Here is a 16,097-nt window from a genome sequence, read left to right as displayed (position 1 = left end):
GCCGCCAGACTCAGGCCCGCGCCGCCCGCCGTCGGGACGCGAGGTCGGCGACGCCCAGCACGAGGGCGAGCGCGAGGAACAGGCCGACCGAGACCATCCCGAGGGCGTAGGCATCGTGATAGACGTCGATCCGCGGCGTCGATCCACCACCGAGGCGGTACACCGTCGAGTAGAACAGCGACAGTGCGACGGCCGTTCCGACGGCGGTGCCGATGCGCTGCACGAGCTGCCCCACGGAGCCGGCCAGACCGCCTTGCTTCACCGGGATGTCGGCGAGGGTGAGGGTCTGGTTCGGCGAGATGACGAGACCGCCGCCGAAGCCGCCGACCGTCAGCACGCCCGCCATCGCGAACTCGACGATCCCGGCCGGCACGAAGTATGCGACGAGAGCGAGCGCGACGACCGCCGCGAGCATGATGACCAGTCCCCCGACCACCAGGGGGCGACCGACGCGCGTCACGATGCGACCGCCGACGTACGAGGCGCCCGCACTGGCGATGGCGAAGCCGATCGACACCATCCCCGCGAACACCGGTTCGAGGCCCACTCCGAGCTGCAGGAAGAGTGTCGTGAGCAGGAACATGGCGGGGAGCGCCATGAAGTACACCGCCTGGATGAGCGTGCCGTTTCGATACGACGAGATGGCGAAGAGCTCGAGCGGGATCAAGGGGTGCTTGCCGGATGCCGCGTAGCGTCGCTCCCACCACACGAACATCGCGGCGAAGACCCCGAAGGCCACGAGCGACCACCACCGCTGCGGATCGTCGCCCTGCGCGCCCGTCGTGAGGAGGAACGGGGCCATGAAGGCGATCACGACGAGCGCGAACAGCAGCAGGCCCACCGGGTCGAGCTGCAGACGGGCCGGCCGCGACTCGCGGGTCCTCGGGAGCAGCCAGATCACACCGGCGAGAACGGCGATCGTCAGCGGGACGTTCATCCAGAAGATGTAGCGCCAGCCGTCCTCGGCCCCGCCCAGCGCGATCATGAGACCACCGAGCGTCGGGCCGAACGCCGTCGAGATGCCGATCGTGGCGCCGAACAGCCCGAAGGCCTTCCCGCGCTCGGCCCCCTGGAACATCTCCTGGGCGAGACCGATGACCTGGGGCATCTGGATGCCGGCCGCCACGCCCTGCACGAGCCGGGCGGCCAGGAGCACCCCCGTATCCGGCGCGAGCGCGCAGACGACGCTCGTGGCGGCGAAGAGCGAGAGCCCGATGACGAACAGCGCCCGTCGCGAGCGCTGATCGCCGATGCGTCCGGCCGGCACGAGGGTCAGCCCGAACGTGAGCACGTAGCCCGACACGATGAGCTGCAGCTCCGTCGAGCCCGCGCCGAAAGCCTTCTCGATCGAGGGCAGCGCGACGTTGACCTTCGTCAGGTCCAGGATCGTCAGCGCCGCAACGGCGACGCAGACCCAGAAGGCCCGCCACCGCTGGTGCACCGACAGCGGGATGCTCGCCGTGTCACTCATCGTGGGTCAGGCTATGCCCGTCGAGAGATGCCGTGCGCGGCCTTGCACTGTCGGCCCGGGCCCCGTAGAGGCCGGGCTTCCGGAGAGGCCCGGGCGCCACCACGACGAATGCCCCGGGACCGTACCCCGGGGCATTCGCGATGTCATTCGTCAGTCGGCGGCGAGGTCGTCGACGATTCGCGCGATCTCGTCGTCGCCGACGTTCAGGCCGACCTCCGAGACGCGCTGACGCACGTACTTCTCGACCGTCGCGCGGTTCTCGCCCGGGAGATCCGCGCGCAGCTGCGCGACGAGCCCGTCGAGGCGCTCCTGCTCGGTCGTGTCGTGCATCGACAGCGCCGGACCGTCCTGCACGCCCGGAGGCGAGACCGGGGTGTCCTCCTTCGGAGGCGTCACGTCGCCGCCGGTTCCCGCAGATGTCGCCCGCGTGCCGCCGCGACCGGTCTCGGGAGCGTCCTGCGTCGCGGAGTCCGAGACGCTCGAGTCGATCTCGTCGGCCTGACCGCTCATCGCTGCTCCTCCTCGTCTGCCTGCTCGTCGGTGACGAGGTCGGGGTCCAGGCCCTGCTGGATCTCGGCGCTCTCGACGAAACCGTCCGGGCTGTCGCCGTCGGGCATCGGGAGGTCGGCGGGGCTGTCCGCGTCGCGGACGGCGTCGTCTTCGGCTTCGCTCGCGGCGAGCGAGGTGGCACCGGCGCCGTCGGGGTCGACGACGCCCTCGGGAAGATCGCGGTTCATGACTGTCTCCTTCGATCGATCGCCCCAGTCTGGCCCCGGCATCCTCTCGCGAGCACCGTCTTGACAGGCGCGCGCCGAGGGACGTATCCCGCCGCCTCGTAACGACGCGGCGGTCAGCTGCGCGGCGTCAGAATGTCCGCGCGCTCGGGGTGCGCCTCGAACCAGTCGGCGACGTACCAGCAGACCGGGCTGATCGTCCGGTCGCCGAGAGTCTCGATGTCGGCCACGGCACGCTCGACGACCTCCGCCGCATAGCCGTGCCCGCGGAAGGTGGGGATCGTGTAGGCGCGAGTGAGCGCCACGGTGCGCCCGTCGTCGCGGTAGTCGAGCACGCTGACGAGGTCGTCTCCCCGGTGCAGCGCGTAGCGCGAGGCGTCCTTCTCATTCGTGAATGTCAGATCGCTCATGGGCCCACGCTACGCCCGGCCGGCGGCAGCGAGGCCAGCCAGGCGTCGATCTCCGAGCGATCGCGCAGCCGCACGATCCGCTCCCCCGCGGCGATGCGCCCGAGCATGCGCTCGCGCGTGACGGGATGGTTGGTCCACGCGAACCGGATGATGTTCCGCTCCGGGTGCCATCTCAGGAGATTTCGTGCGCGCTCGCGGTTGCCGTGCCACAGCTCCTCGCGCCGCACCACTCGGCGCAGCGTCCGCCCGACGACCTGACGCATCACACGTCGGCGCGGCAGGTCGAGCCACACGACCGTGTCGGCGCCGTCCGGTGAGCCCGGATCGAGCATGTCGCCCAGACGCGACGTCCAGTTGCCGTCCGCGACCCACCCGTCCGGATGCTGCCGCACGAACTCCCGGACCCGGGCGCGGGCCTCGTCGAGGTCGCGCATCCGCCAGTCGGCGTCCCAGAAGACGGCGTCGAGCTCGAGCCGCGGCAGCCCCGTCCGCGCCGAGACTCGGTCCGCGAGCACGCTCTTCCCCGAGCCGGAGGTGCCGACGATCCGGATCCGCGTAGCCACGATCGTGCACCGTAGCGAGGATTGAGCAATCTGTCACATTCCGTCATCGAAGGACGCGAGGCACTGGTGTGTTTGACACATCCGGACACGGATCGTCATAATCAACCCCATGACTGACATCGCACGCACTCTGTCCGCCCGGGAGGCGAACGGAACTGCCGACATCATGATGATGTCGCAGCGTGCTGTCATGTGTTGCCGAATGTGCCGCTGACAGGTGAACCCCGCCTGATCCTCCGCCGCTTCTGAACGCGGCCGCGGATCCCCGAGTTCCGATGGCCCGGCCCACAACGCCGACATCCGGATGCTCGCTCACCGGCCCCCTCTGGGCCTCACGCAACGCACACCCGAACCCGCCGCAGGCTCTGACAGCCCGGGTTCACGTTCCGAGGACGAACCTCCCATGTCGAACACCGCTCTTCTCGCCCCTGCCGCCCCCGCTCGTCACCTCCGCGCCGTCGAGACGCCTCCCCCGGCACCCGCCGCCGCGGCCTCGACCGCGCCGCGCGGCTTCGCCCTGTACGTCGGCATCGACGAGGCCAAGGCCGCCGCCGACGGCGTCTCGCTCTCGACGCTCGTCGAGGCCCTGCGCCGCACGCTGGGCGAGCTCGCCCCCCACGCCGAGACCTACGCGACCGTCGCCCTGGCACCGGTCGGCGCCGGAGGACGCGACGTCGACGTCGTCCGCCTCGCGCTGCACGAGCCCAGCGCGGTCGCCCGCACGAAGCAGGACGTCCCGGCGGAGGACCACGTCCCCGGCGGCGTGACCGTCGACATCTCGCGCAAGCGCGTCTTCATCGACGGCGAGTCCGCCGCCTTCACCTTCAAGGAGTTCGAGCTGCTGCAGTACCTCGTGCTGCGCGAGGGACGCACGATCGAGCGCTCCGAGCTCGTCGAGTCGCTGTGGAACAACGGGTCCGACGAGGAGGCGCCGGGAGAGCGCACGATCGACGTCCACGTCCGCCGTCTGCGCGCGAAGCTCGGGCGCTACGAGGACATCGTGCGCACCGTCCGCGGCGTCGGCTACCGGTTCGACCGCCACGCCGACGTGGTCATCCGCTACGGCCACGGCACGCCGTCGCCCGACCGCTTCTGACGCGCCCCACCCGACCGGGGTGCCGATCGACGCCGCTCACGGCGGGATGTCGGAGGTTCCGACGTAGGGTGTCGGCATGAGCGCGGTGACGACGGGACGGATGCCGGGTCGCCGCCCGGCGATCCGCGGTCTCGATGCCGCGCCGCCGTCGTCGCCCCCTGTCGAGACCGAGTACCGGCCGGCTGCGCCGATCGACGTCGCCCGCGCCGTGCGCCACCAGCAGCACGGGGCCCACGATCCCACGATGACCACGTCGGGCGAGGTGATCTGGCGCGTCAGCCGCACGCCGCGCGGGGTCGCGACGCTCGCTCTGCGGGTGGGGCGCTCGCTCGTGAGAGCGGCCGCGTGGGGCCCCGGCGCGGAGTGGGCGATCGAGCAGCTGCCTCGGCTGTGCGGCGGTGACGACGATCCTGAGGGCTTCGACGGGACGCGGCATCCGCTCATCGCCGACATCCACCACCGGCATCCCGACATCCGCCTCGGCGCGACCGACCTCGTCTTCGACGACCTCGCGAGCGCCGTCTTCGAGCAGAAGGTGACGGGGCTTCAGGCGTTCGGTGCCTGGCGTGCGATCGTCACCTGGTACGGCGAGCGCGCCCCCGGTCCCACGCCGCGCCCGATGTTCGCTCCTCCCGCGGACTGGCACCTGATCCCGAGCTGGGCGTGGCATCGCGCCGGCCTCGAGCCACCGCAGTCGCGCACCGTCGTGCGCGCGGCCCAGCGGCGCGCCTCGATCGAGCGTGCGGTCGCCGGGGCCCACGGCGGCGACGAGCACGAACGCATCCTGACCTCCCTGCCGGGGATCGGACCGTGGACGTCGGCGGAGACCCGCATCCGCGCCTTCGGCGACCCCGACGCCGTGAGCGTGGGCGACTACCACCTGTGCCACACCGTGGGCTACGCCCTGACGGGCCACCGCGTCGACGACGACGGGATGCTCGAACTGCTCGAGCCGTGGCGGGGCCACCGGCAGCGCGTCATCCGGCTCATCTACGCCGGCGGCGTGTTCGAACCGCGCCGCGGCCCGCGCCTGCATCCCGAAGACCATCGCGACCGCTGAGGCAGCCGCGTCGTAAGCTCGGGGCATGGCGAATCGGGGATGGCAGCGCGGACACACCTACTGGGCACTCGGCGCCGCCCTCGTCTTCGTGCTGGGCATCGTGTTCGGCCTCGTGATGAACAACGTGTGGCTGGGTCTCGTGCTCGCCGCGGCGATCTCGGTGGGATGGCTCATCGCCTACGAGTCGCGCCGGGGACGCAACGAGGGCGTCTACGATCGCGACGACGACGGCGCGCAGCTCTGACCCGCCGCCTGAGCCACCTCACCTGACACTTCGCGCCCCATCCATGCACCGGATGCGGCCACAACTGCCAGGTGAAACCCACGCCAGGTGAAATCCACTCGGTGCGCCGAGGTCAGCGGAAGTAGACCGCGAGCGGGTACTCGCCGTCGTCGCGGACCGCGATCGGCGTCTGGAACACGCTCTCGAGCACATCGGGGCGCATGATCTCGCGCGGTGTCCCCGTGCACGCCACCGTTCCCCCGGTGAGGGCGACGATGCGGTCGGCATAGGCGGCGGCGAAGTTGATGTCGTGGATGACGACGACCACGGTCTTGCCCAGTTCATCCGCCGCCCGTCGCAGCTGCCGCATCATCCCGACGGCGTGGCGCATGTCGAGGTTGTTGAGCGGCTCGTCGAGCAGGATGCAGTCGGTGTCCTGAGCGAGCACCATCGCGACGTAGGCGCGCTGGCGCTGCCCGCCGGAGAGCTGATCGAGGTAGCGGTGGGAGAGATCCTCCAGATCGAGGAAGCGCAGCGCCTCGTCGACGTGGCGCCGATCGTCGGGGGTGAGGCGTCCTCCGGAGTGGGGGAAGCGCCCGAAGCCGACGAGATCGCGCACCGTGAGCCGCGTGACGAAGTGGTTCTCCTGCCGCAGGATCGACACGACGCGCGCCAGCTCGCGGCTCGGGGTGCGCGCGACATCGAGACCGCCGACGGTGACCGTGCCCGTTGTCGGCTCGGTCAGGCGCCCGACGATCGTGAGCAGCGTGGACTTGCCGGCGCCGTTGGGCCCGACGAGGGCGGTCACCCCGCCGGCCGGGATCCGGAGGTCGATGGGACCCAGCACGCGCAGGCCGCCGTAGGACTTCGAGACGTCGGTGAGGGTGATCACAGCGCGCCCTTTCGCAGAAGGTAGACGATGAAGAAGAGCCCGCCGACGAACTCGATGATCACGGTGAGCATGCCCGCCGCGTAGAACACGTGCCGCAGCACGAAGTAGCCGCCGAGGAGCGTCGTCATCCCCAGCAGAGCCGCGAACGGGAGGACGACGGCGTGCCGGGACGATCCGGCGAGCTGATACGCGAGTGTCGCGACGATGAACCCGAAGAAGGTCATCGGCCCGACGAGCGTCGTGGAGACCGAGATGAGCACCGCCACGAGGATCAGCAGGACGGTGACCTCGCGTTTGTAGGCGAGTCCGAGATTGGTGGCGACGTCGCGACCGAGGGTCAGCACGTCGAGACGGCGGCGGCGGCGCCACACCACGACGAGGACGACACCGACGATCGCCGCAGCCCACGGCAGGTACTCGGGGTTCGAGTTGCTCAGGTTGCCGAACAGCCGTGCCGAGAGCAGATCGAAGTCGCTCGGCGTCAGCAGCCGCTGCATCACCGTGGAGAGTGAGCCGAACCCGACCCCGAGCACGATGCCGATGAGCAGCATGATGTGCAGGTTTCCCCGCTTGCCGGCGAAGAGCCATCCGTACAGGAGGGTCGCAAAAGCCACCATCAGCACGCTCTGGAGAGCCACCTTGGCGAGTCCGTCGGTCGCCGCGAGCGCAGCTCCCCCGAAGAAGAACACCAGGCCCGTCTGCATCACGACGTAGAGCGCGTCGAACCCCATGATCGAGGGCGTGAGAATGCGGTTGCCCGTCGCCGTGTGGAACAGCACCGTCGCGACCGCCTGGCAGCAGGCCACGATCGCGACCGTCGTAACCGTCGTGACCCGCAGATCCACGGCGAGCCAGTAGCCGCGTTGCGCCGGATCGAGGGGGATGTTCCAGGTCAGCAGCAGGACGGCGGCCGCGACGACCGCGACGGCGAGGACGACGAACCGCAGCCACACCCGTGGTCGCCGCGTCGCAGCATCCGCGGACGACGCGCGCACGGTGCCGCGCACGGCCTCAGCCATCGTTCCCGCGCTGCCGGAGGAGCAGCATGACGAACACGGCCGCGCCGAGGACGCCGAGAATCATCGAGACCGGCACCTCGAACGGCATCCGGATGACGCGGCCGACGATGTCGCAGACGACGATGACAGCCACTCCGCCCAGACACACCCAGGGAAGGTTCGCGCGGAGGTTGTCCCCCCGCCACATCGACACGAGGTTGGGCACGATGAGCCCGAGGAACGGCAGGAAGCCCACGACGACGGTCGTGACCCCGGTCGCGACGGCGACGAGGGCTGTGCCGAGGAGGAGCACCCGGTCGTAGTCGACGCCGAGCGTCGTCGCGACATCCTTTCCGAGGCTCGCCGCCGTCAGCCGGTCGGCGAAGAGCGCGACGAGCACGACGACGACGCCGACGACCCACAGCACCTCGTAGCGGCCACGGACCACGGCGGTGAAGCTTCCCATGAACCAGGTGCCCAGCATCTGCAGGGCATTGGCGCTGACGGCGAGGTAGGTCGTGAAGGCCGAGACGACGGCGCCGAGCATGATGCCGATGAGGGGCACGATCAGCGACGAGCGCAGCTGGATGCGGCGCAGGATCGCGAGGAAGACCAGCGTTCCGGCGAACGCCGCGATGCTCGCGACGACCATCCGCACGATCAGCGGCGCGTCGGGCACCAGGAGCACTGTCGCGAGGAGGCCGAGCGCGGCCCACTCCGTGGTCCCGGTGGTGGTCGGCTCGACGAAGCGGTTCTGGGTCAGCAGCTGCATGACGAGGCCGGAGACCGCCATCGCGCAGCCGGCGAGCACCAGGGCGAGCGTGCGCGGGATCCGCGTGATCCACAGCATCTCGGAGCCGACGCCGTCGGAGGTGAGGTCGTAGACGCCCACGAAGAGCGAGAGCACGACGAGACCGGCCACGACGATGATCGCGGCCGGGAGGGCGAGACGCCCGCGCACGCGGGCGGGGACGGTGAGCGCAGTCATGACGGGTTACGGGAGCCCCGCCCGGCGGTACCGGACGGGGCTCCCCGAGACGACGATCAGGCCGCCGCGGCGAACGCCGTCGCGATGTCGGCGTAGAGCTTGGTGTAAGCCTGGATTCCCTCGTCGAGGTAGAAGCTCGGCGCGAGGTACACGATCTGCCCCTTCTGCACGGCGGGAACGTTCTGCAGGGCCTCGGATCCCTCGATGAGCTCCTTCGCCGAGACGTAGCCGTCCTCGCCGAACATGGCGTCGCGATCGAGCACGATCAGCCACTCCGGGTTCGCCGCCGCGATCGCCTCGACGCTGATGTCGTCGCCGTGCGAGGCGTTCTCCGCCCCGCGATCGATGCCGGGCACGAGACCGAGCGTGGGGAAGACGGCGCCGACGCCGCGCCCCTCCACCGGCGCCGCGAACGAGATCTTGCCGCCCGAGGTGAGCAGGCCCACGACCGTGTCGGTGCCGTTGTAGGCCGCCTTCGCGTCTGCGACGGCGGAATCGAGGTCGTCGGCGAGCTTCTTCGCGTCATCCTCGCGGTCGAAGACCTGGCCGAGGATCTCGACCTGGCGCTTCAGTTCGGCGACCTGCTCCTCGCCCTCGCGCGCACTGGTCTCGATCGTCGCGGGCTGGATCGCCGTCAGGTCGTCGTAGATGTCGCGGAAGCGGTAGCCGCCGACGATGAGGTCGGGCTGCGCCGAGATGATGGCCTCGAGGTCGGGCTCGCGGTGCAGCCCGACGTCGAGCACGTCGTCGCCGCCGGACAGGTTGGGCCACAGGTCGTACATCAGCGGCTTCGGTGCCGCCACGAGCTCGATATCCCAGTCGCTCAGCGTCTGGAACGTCGTGTTGTCGAGCGCCACGACGCGTTCGGGGGCGACAGGAACCTCGATCTCGCCGTGGTTGTCGGTCACCGTCACGGTCGCGGCCGAGGTCGCGTCGCCGCCGGGCTCGGCGTCCGGACTGGCCGACGACGCGCACCCGGCGAGGCCGAAGGCTGCGACGAGCGCGATCGAGACGAGTGCGGGACGGCGGAATGCATGGCTCACGTGACGTATCTCCTGGTGCGGTGCGTATCGGATGCTGGTCGACGGGCGACCGGATGCCGGGATCGAGACCCCGACGGCTGTGTAGGTTAGCCTAACCTTCATGTCCGCATCGACCGCAACCCCCTCGTTCCGGATCGCTCGCCGAGCGCTCGACCTGCGCTTCCGCTTCGTCCGCCTGGCAGCCCGACAATGGCTCACTCCGGCCTATGTCCGCGTGCGGCTCAAGGGCGCCGACCTGCGGGACTTCGATTCCCCGGGCTGCGACGACCACGTCCGCGTGTTCTTCCCCGAGGTGGCCCCCGAGAGCATCGACGAGATGCGGGCGGCACCGAGCCGCGAGTACACCCCGCTCGCCTGGGACGCCGACGAGGGCTGGCTCGATCTCGAGTTCGCCCTGCACGGCGACGGGGTGGCTGCGGACTGGGCGGCGACGGCGGAGATCGGGTCGACGATCGGCATCGGCGGACCGCGCGGATCCGCGGTGCTCACGGGGCGCCCCGACGGCTGGTTCCTGGCCGGAGACGAGACCGCCGTGCCCGCGATCCGGCGATTCGCCCATCACATGGATGCCGCCGCCGTCGGGCGCGTGCTCATCGAAGTGCCCGACGGTGATCACGAGCTGCCCATCTCCACGCCCCCGGGCGTCGTCGTCGAGCAGGTGCACCGCGGATCGGCATCCGCCGGCGCTGCGCTCGCCGCTCGTCTCGCCGCGCTCGGCGGCGGGGACCGACCGGCCGGCGCCGTGTTCGGTTTCGTGGCCGCCGAGCAGTCGATCGTGCGACCGGCTCGAGCGCTACTCCTCGACCGCTGGCGCCTCGACCCCGAGCGGATCACCGTCAAGGGTTACTGGAAGCGTGGCGAGCCCGAGTATCACGCACCCCACTGAGCCCTCGGAGTCGCTTCACCTGGCACTTCCCGCCCACTCACCACGCGGGACGGGGCCAGAGCTGACAGGCGAAGACCGCCCCGCGCCGCGCCGCTCCGCTAGCATCGCGGGATGGAGGCCGTCTCGACAGCACCGCTGCCGAACGCTTCGCTGCCCCAGGCGATGCGACGTTTCGTCGCGCACGCCTTCCGTCTGCGCGGGCGCGCGAGCCGCAGCGAGTACTGGTGGTGGATGGCGGTCGGGTTCGCCGCCGCCGTGATCTTGCTTCTCGTGATCCCCCGGATGCTGTCGGGGCGCTGGCCGCAGCTCGATCTCGGCCTCCACCCCTTCGGCTGGTGGGGATGGCGCGGCCTCGAGCTCTTCGGACCGATCGCTCCGACCGATCCGCTCTCCGCTCTTCTGGGCGTCTACCTCTGGGCTTCGGCCGTGTGGGTCGCCCTGACGGTCGTCCCCGGTTTCACCGTGGCGGTGCGGCGGCTGCACGACTCGAACCTCTCGCGATGGTGGGTGCTGCTGAACCTGCTGCCGGTGGGCGGCTTCATCCTGCTCCTGCTCGCCCTGCGACGGTCGCGCCCCGAGGGCGCTCGTTTCGACGGGGATGCCGCCCTGTTCGAGCGCGCCGCCGGCGGAGTGCGGACCGAGGTGGTGTGATGCCCTTCCTCTCCGTGCTCCCGATGCTGCTGTCGATCGTCGGCGCCCTGTCGCTCGGTGATTCGAGCGGGCTCGCAGCGGCGACCGCGGTGGCGCTGCTCGCGATCGCGATCGCGGTCGTCTCGGTTTCGGCGACCGCCGCCACGACCGGGGCCGCGGGCTCGCGACGACCACACCCCCGGCGGTCGATCTCACCCTCGACGCTGCTGGCGCAGAGCGACCCGGACGCACCCGGGAGACGCCGCCCCCGCGCCCCGGGGCTCGCGGCCTCAGCCGCGTAGCCACGTCCGGAACGGCTTTACACCCGCGCGCACCCGCGCCCGAGGCCTCCGCATCGCGCCGTCCGGCGTCCCCTCACGGCTGATCCCCCGTGTGTTCAGCTTCGTCGATCGGACTCCTCATGGACCTGTATTCCTTCCCGCCCCTCGCCGCCGCGCTCGACGCCGTGGCCTCGACCCTCGCCGCGCTGACCGCGGCGCTCGAACCCGCGCTCGGCGGCCTCTCCGCCGCGGCATCCGTCATCCTGATCACCGTCGTCGTGCGCACCGCACTCATCCCCGCGGGCGTCGCCCAGGCGCGCGCAGACCGCGCTCGTGCGCGCCTGGCGCCCCGGCTGCGCGAGCTCCAGCAGCGATACCGCACCGATCGCGAGAGACTGCAGCGCGAGACGCTCAAGCTGTACCGCGACGAGAACGTCTTGCCGACGGCGGGCTGTCTGCCGCTGCTCGTGCAGGCCCCCGTCGTGGGACTGCTGTACGGCGTGTTCATCCACCCCACGATCGCGGGGCACGCCAACGGGCTGCTCGCCGAGACGCTCTTCGGGGTCCCCCTCGGGTCGAGCCTCGCGGGCACCGTCGCCTCGGGGGCGCTGCCGCTCACCACCGGCCTCGTGTTCGGCGTCGTCATCGCCTCGATCGCGCTCGTCGGCGAGCTGACGCGGCGCGCCTTCCGGGTGACGGATGCTCCGGCCGCCCTGTCGGGAGTGCTCGGGGTCGCGCAGTTCGCGACCGCCGTCATCGCGGTGTTCGTTCCCCTTGCGGCGGGCCTGTACCTGGTCGTGACGGTCGCCTGGACGCTGGTGCAGCGCCTCATCCTGCGCCGCATCCTTCCGCCCATCGCGGCGTGAACCCGCTCACCTGACAGGAGTGGCCCCCTCCCGCGCGGGGAAGCGGCCACTCCTGTCAAGCGAGGGCCGCGAAACGCGACCCGACGGCGCTCAGGCGCGCGCGGGCAGGTTCTCCTCGAGGAACGCGAAGACCGTCTCGTACCAGACGCGCGCGTTCTGCGGCGAGAGGATCCAGTGGTTCTCGTCGGGGTAGTACAGGAACCGGTGCGGGCTCGTGCCGTCTTCGGCGGCGTGATGCTCGTTGAGGTCGGCCCACAGCCGGAGCCCTTCGCCGATCGGCACACGGTAGTCGCGGTCGCCGTGGATCACGAGCATCGGCGTCCGGATGTCGGCGACGAAACGATGCGGCGAGTTGGCGATCGCGCCCTCGGGGCTGAAGATGCTCTGCCAGTACGGCGCGAAGTCGGTCGTGCCGGCGAACTGGTCGAACGCCCACAGGCTCGCGTGGGTCACGATCGCGTCGAAGCGGTCGGTGTGCCCCGCGACCCAGTTCGCCATGTAGCCGCCGAACGATCCCCCCATGGCGGCCGTTCGCGTCTCATCGATGTCGTCTCGCGCGACGACCGCGTCGGTGATCGACATGAGGTCGGTGAAGGGCGCAGCACCCCAGGCATCCCAACCCCGGGCGATGAAGTCGAGCCCGTACCCGGTGGACAGGGCAGGGTCGGGCAGCAGCACCGCATAGCCTCGCGCGGCGGCCAGCAGCGGGCTCCAGCGCCAGCTCCACGCGTTCCAGCTGTTGAGCGGTCCGCCGTGGATCCACAGCAGAAGCGGCGCCGGGGCCGCGGCATCCGCTCCCTCGGGCAGCACGAGCCAGCCGCGCACGCGGGCTCCGTCGTCGGCGGTCGTCTCGACCTCGACCATCGAGGCGGTCGTCGCGGGCGACGGGGCCGGGCTCGCAAGGGGTGTCACGGCGCCGTCGGCTGCGATACGGACGGGATGCGGCGGTGTCATCCAGTTCGAGCGGAGCGCGACGACATCTGTCGTCCCGGAGACCGGCTCGACATGCGTGTACGCGAAGTCGTCCTGCGTGATCTGTGTGACCTCGTCGGCGTCACCACCGTCGAGCGGCACCGTGAAGACCGGGCCGCGACCATCGTGGTCGGCAGTCACGACGAGTGCGGAGTCGTCGTCGGCGAAGCGGATGCTGCTCGGCCACCGGTCCCAGCGCGACGCGAGGCGCTGCGCGCCGGAGCCGTCGAGGGCACCGGCCCACAGCTCCTGGTCGGCGGGACCCGCCGGAGTCGACTTCGCCGTGCGGACGTATGCGACCCGCGCGCCGTCGCGGCTGATCGCGGGCATCTCGACGTCGACATCGGCCTCGTCACGGACGACGCGAAGCTCGCCCGTCTCGGTGTCGATCGCGACGAGACGGTAGCGGGCGTCGCGTCCCTGCGGCTCGGGCACCGAGGCGATGAGGGTAGCGCCGTCGGGCGTCAGCGCCATTCCCGCCGTGCCCGCTACGCGGCCGCGGAGCAGGATGCGCGGTCGCGGCAGGCCCGCGGGGTACGGCTCATCGGCGGCCTCCGGTGCTGCCGTCGCGCCGACGACCTCGTCGACGGCCTGGTCGGCGGTCGCGATGACGGCGGGCGCGTCGGCCAGGTCGTTCAGGTCGAGGGCGAATAGCGCGGGCTCGTGGGGGCCGAGGTCGTGATCCCAGTACCGCACGGGGTACGTGTCGTGGATGATCGCGGAGACCTTGAGCTTCTTCCGCTCCGCCCGCAGCTTCGCGTCGGCCTCGATCGTGGCGGCGTCGGGAAGCAGCGACGACGCGATGACGATGCGGTCGGAGTCCGCCGCCGTCACGACCGCGGAGACCCCGCCGGCCAGCCGGGTCACCGGACGCGCCTCGCCACCGGCGGCCGGGAGCAGCCAGAGCTGAGCGGGGGCGCCGTCCGCAGCGTCGTTGTCGGGACGTGCCGAGACGAACAGCAGGTCGCCGGAGGAGGTGAACACGGCCCCGGACTCGCCGGTGGTCGAGCGGGTCAGCCGGCGCGGCACGCCGGTGCCGTCAGCGGGCACCGACCACAGCGAGCGCTCGTAGCCGGTGCGATCCTTCGTCAGGGTCGCGACCGTCAGCACGACGTGCGAGCCGTCGGGCGAGGTCGCCGCCGCGTCGATGCGGGGAAGGGCGTAGTAGTCGTCGAGAGAGTCGAACGGCGTCGTCATGCCTCCACGCTATCCGGCGCGGACTACATCTCCTCGTGCGTGTCGGGGTCGCCGTCCCAGAGCCGGCCGCGTTCGAGGGCGCTGATCGCCGTGATCTCGTCGCCGGTCAGCAGGAAGTCGAAGACGTCGGCGTTCTCGCGCTGGCGTACCGGGTCGGCCGACTTCGGGATCGGGGTCGACGACAGCTGCGTGTGCCAGCGCAGCACGACCTGGGTGCCCGTGACGCCGTGGGATGCCGCGATGTCGGCGATGACCTGCTCGTTCAGCAGCTCGCTGCGCCGTGCCAGGGGGCTCCAGCTCTCGGTGCGGATGCCGTTGGCGGCATGGAACGCGCGCAGTCCCGCCTGCGGGAAGTAGGGATGCATCTCGACCTGGTTGACCGCTGGGGCCACTCCGGTCTCCTCGATGAGGCGCGCGAGCATCGGCTCGGTGAAGTTCGACACCCCGACCGACCCGACCTGCCCCTCGTCGCGCAGCGCCAGCATTGCCCGGTAGGTCTCGAGCCACTTCCCCTGGCTGGGGTTCGGCCAGTGGATGAGGTAGAGGTCGATCTTCTCGACGCCCAGCCGGCCGAGCGACCCCTCGGCGCTGCGGATCGTCTCGTCGAAGCCGTGGTCGCGCCCCGGCACCTTCGTCGTGATGATCAGCTCGTCGCGGATGCCGCTGCGGCGCACGGCCTCGCCGACCTCCGACTCGTTCTGATAGTTCACCGCTGTGTCGAGCAGGCGGTAGCCGGAGTCGATCGCGGCGGCGATGGCGTCGACGCCCTCCGGGCCGCGCAGGTTGTAGGTGCCGAGCCCGAGCTCGGGAAAGTCGGAGCCGTCGTTGAGCGAGACCGTGGGAATCGTGACCATGCCGCACACGCTACGCCGTCACCGCGGTCTGCGGCGCGGGCTTGCGCAGACCGATCGCGCCGCTCAGCGCGCCAGGAACTCCTCGATCACGGTGAGCACTCCCGCCTCGGTGTGCGAGGGGGCGCTGTAGCGCGCGACCGCCGCGATCTCGGGGTGGGCCTCGGCCATCGCGTACGAATAGCGGGCCTGCTGGAGCAGCTCGAGGTCGTTGAGGTAGTCGCCGAACGCCATCGTGTGCTCGGGCCCGATCCCGAGCGTCTCCTGCAACCGCGACAGCGCCCGTCCCTTGTTGACCCCGGGGTTCATGATGTCGACCCAGTGCTGCCCCGACACCACGACCTGGTGGCTCTCGCGGAGGTCGAACAGCTCCGGTGCGACCGAGTCCTCGGCGAGCGCGAAGTCGTAGACGGCGAGCTTGAGGATCTCATCGTCGACCGACGTCAGGTCGTCGACGATCGCGAGCTCGGCGTAGTACGTGTCGGCCTCGGCGAGGAAGGCGGCGTCCGCGCGCTCGATGTACGCCGACCGTTTGCCGCAGACGACGAGGCCGACATCGAGGTGGTCGAGACCGCGGATGCGACGGACGACGGATGCCGCGAACTCCGCGTCGACGGCATCCGAGCTGACCTCCGCGCCGTCGCGCACGACGTACGCGCCGTTCTCGGCGATGTAGTCCAGCTCGACCGGCGCATCGGCGAACTGCCGCCGCAGCGTCGCGAGCTGCCGCCCGCTCGCGGGAGCGAAGACGATGCCCCGGTCGCGGAGCCGCGGCAGCAGCCGCCACAGCCCGTCCGGGATGCGGCCGTCCGCGTCGAGGAGCGTGCCGTCCATGTCGACGGCGATCAGGCGGATGTCGGGAGAGGTCACTCCCCCATCCTCTCCGACGCGACCAGCGGGTGCGGCCGCGCCCTCCCGGGGGATAACCCGAACGCG

19 protein-coding genes are annotated in these 16,097 nt (G+C 70.9%); 7 read left to right on the top strand and 12 right to left on the bottom strand.

Annotated elements, in window-relative coordinates:
• Positions 1-10: 10 nt before the first annotated feature.
• The 5 genes from CBF90_RS09505 to CBF90_RS09485 all read right to left on the bottom strand — a co-directional run bounded on the left by CBF90_RS09505 (position 11) and on the right by CBF90_RS09485 (position 3,178).
• On the bottom strand, positions 11-1,471 hold the full coding sequence (locus CBF90_RS09505) for an MFS transporter (RefSeq protein WP_023952253.1): 1,461 nt from the start codon (positions 1,469-1,471) through the stop codon (positions 11-13).
• Positions 1,472-1,621: 150 nt separating this feature from the next.
• Positions 1,622-1,981, bottom strand: coding sequence for a hypothetical protein (locus tag CBF90_RS18790; protein ID WP_023952255.1), 360 nt, complete (start codon positions 1,979-1,981; stop codon positions 1,622-1,624).
• Complete coding sequence (locus CBF90_RS09495; protein WP_023952257.1) at positions 1,978-2,208, bottom strand: hypothetical protein; 231 nt, start codon at positions 2,206-2,208, stop codon at positions 1,978-1,980. Before CBF90_RS09495 ends, CBF90_RS18790 begins: the two co-directional genes overlap by 4 nt.
• A gap of 113 nt (positions 2,209-2,321) precedes the next feature.
• A complete protein-coding gene (locus tag CBF90_RS09490) occupies positions 2,322-2,615 on the bottom strand; it encodes a GNAT family N-acetyltransferase (RefSeq protein WP_023952259.1) in 294 nt (97 codons plus the stop codon).
• Positions 2,612-3,178, bottom strand: coding sequence for a toxin (locus CBF90_RS09485; RefSeq protein ID WP_237049203.1), 567 nt, complete (start codon positions 3,176-3,178; stop codon positions 2,612-2,614). The genes CBF90_RS09490 and CBF90_RS09485 overlap by 4 nt, the downstream gene beginning before the upstream one ends.
• A 403-nt stretch (positions 3,179-3,581) precedes the next feature.
• On the opposite strand from CBF90_RS09485, the gene CBF90_RS09475 reads away from it, so the two are divergent.
• The 3 genes from CBF90_RS09475 (at position 3,582) to CBF90_RS09465 (ending at position 5,578) form a co-directional block, all read left to right on the top strand.
• Entirely contained in the window at positions 3,582-4,274 is a 693-nt protein-coding gene (locus tag CBF90_RS09475) for a winged helix-turn-helix domain-containing protein (protein WP_064956109.1), read from the top strand.
• 100 nt (positions 4,275-4,374) lie between these two features.
• A complete protein-coding gene (locus CBF90_RS09470) occupies positions 4,375-5,334 on the top strand; it encodes a DNA-3-methyladenine glycosylase (RefSeq protein ID WP_052007781.1) in 960 nt (319 codons plus the stop codon).
• 25 nt (positions 5,335-5,359) lie between these two features.
• The gene (locus tag CBF90_RS09465; RefSeq protein ID WP_023952268.1) at positions 5,360-5,578 is read left to right on the top strand and encodes a hypothetical protein; all 219 of its coding nucleotides are present in this window, start codon (positions 5,360-5,362) and stop codon (positions 5,576-5,578) included.
• A gap of 112 nt (positions 5,579-5,690) precedes the next feature.
• Here CBF90_RS09465 and CBF90_RS09460 read toward each other — a convergent pair whose 3' ends face one another.
• From CBF90_RS09460 to CBF90_RS09445, 4 genes are read right to left on the bottom strand one after another with little or no spacing between them, the layout of a single operon-like run.
• Complete coding sequence (locus tag CBF90_RS09460; RefSeq protein ID WP_023952270.1) at positions 5,691-6,449, bottom strand: ABC transporter ATP-binding protein; 759 nt, start codon at positions 6,447-6,449, stop codon at positions 5,691-5,693.
• Positions 6,446-7,468, bottom strand: a complete 1,023-nt coding sequence (locus tag CBF90_RS09455; protein ID WP_088380456.1) for an iron chelate uptake ABC transporter family permease subunit — start codon at positions 7,466-7,468, stop codon at positions 6,446-6,448. Before CBF90_RS09455 ends, CBF90_RS09460 begins: the two co-directional genes overlap by 4 nt.
• A complete protein-coding gene (locus CBF90_RS09450) occupies positions 7,461-8,435 on the bottom strand; it encodes an ABC transporter permease (protein WP_088380455.1) in 975 nt (324 codons plus the stop codon). The genes CBF90_RS09455 and CBF90_RS09450 overlap by 8 nt, the downstream gene beginning before the upstream one ends.
• Before the next feature lie 56 nt (positions 8,436-8,491).
• A complete protein-coding gene (locus tag CBF90_RS09445; protein WP_242435645.1) occupies positions 8,492-9,478 on the bottom strand; it encodes a siderophore ABC transporter substrate-binding protein in 987 nt (328 codons plus the stop codon).
• Between the two features lie 100 nt (positions 9,479-9,578).
• Between CBF90_RS09445 and CBF90_RS09440 the strand changes: the two genes are divergently transcribed.
• The 4 genes from CBF90_RS09440 (at position 9,579) to CBF90_RS09425 (ending at position 12,141) form a co-directional block, all read left to right on the top strand.
• Positions 9,579-10,364, top strand: coding sequence for a siderophore-interacting protein (locus CBF90_RS09440; RefSeq protein WP_088380453.1), 786 nt, complete (start codon positions 9,579-9,581; stop codon positions 10,362-10,364).
• A gap of 111 nt (positions 10,365-10,475) precedes the next feature.
• On the top strand, positions 10,476-11,015 hold the full coding sequence (locus CBF90_RS09435; RefSeq protein WP_088380452.1) for a DUF805 domain-containing protein: 540 nt from the start codon (positions 10,476-10,478) through the stop codon (positions 11,013-11,015).
• Positions 11,015-11,296 (top strand): DUF6412 domain-containing protein, encoded by a 282-nt coding sequence (locus CBF90_RS09430; RefSeq protein WP_088380451.1) that lies wholly within the window; start codon positions 11,015-11,017, stop codon positions 11,294-11,296. Before CBF90_RS09435 ends, CBF90_RS09430 begins: the two co-directional genes overlap by 1 nt.
• 119 nt (positions 11,297-11,415) lie before the next feature.
• Complete coding sequence (locus tag CBF90_RS09425; protein WP_088380450.1) at positions 11,416-12,141, top strand: membrane protein insertase YidC; 726 nt, start codon at positions 11,416-11,418, stop codon at positions 12,139-12,141.
• A 90-nt stretch (positions 12,142-12,231) separates the two neighbouring features.
• Here CBF90_RS09425 and CBF90_RS09420 read toward each other — a convergent pair whose 3' ends face one another.
• The 3 genes from CBF90_RS09420 to CBF90_RS09410 all read right to left on the bottom strand — a co-directional run bounded on the left by CBF90_RS09420 (position 12,232) and on the right by CBF90_RS09410 (position 16,031).
• A complete protein-coding gene (locus CBF90_RS09420) occupies positions 12,232-14,310 on the bottom strand; it encodes an alpha/beta fold hydrolase (protein ID WP_071918463.1) in 2,079 nt (692 codons plus the stop codon).
• A 23-nt stretch (positions 14,311-14,333) separates the two neighbouring features.
• Entirely contained in the window at positions 14,334-15,164 is an 831-nt protein-coding gene (locus tag CBF90_RS09415; RefSeq protein WP_036304662.1) for an aldo/keto reductase, read from the bottom strand.
• Between the two features lie 63 nt (positions 15,165-15,227).
• The gene (locus CBF90_RS09410; RefSeq protein WP_088380449.1) at positions 15,228-16,031 is read right to left on the bottom strand and encodes a Cof-type HAD-IIB family hydrolase; all 804 of its coding nucleotides are present in this window, start codon (positions 16,029-16,031) and stop codon (positions 15,228-15,230) included.
• Positions 16,032-16,097: the final 66 nt, after the last annotated feature.

This window comes from Microbacterium sp. AISO3, from assembly GCF_002204305.1.
GTDB lineage: Bacteria > Actinomycetota > Actinomycetes > Actinomycetales > Microbacteriaceae > Microbacterium > Microbacterium arborescens.
The sequence above is the reverse complement of the archived record's forward strand: the minus strand, read 5'-3'. Positions and strand labels throughout refer to the sequence as shown.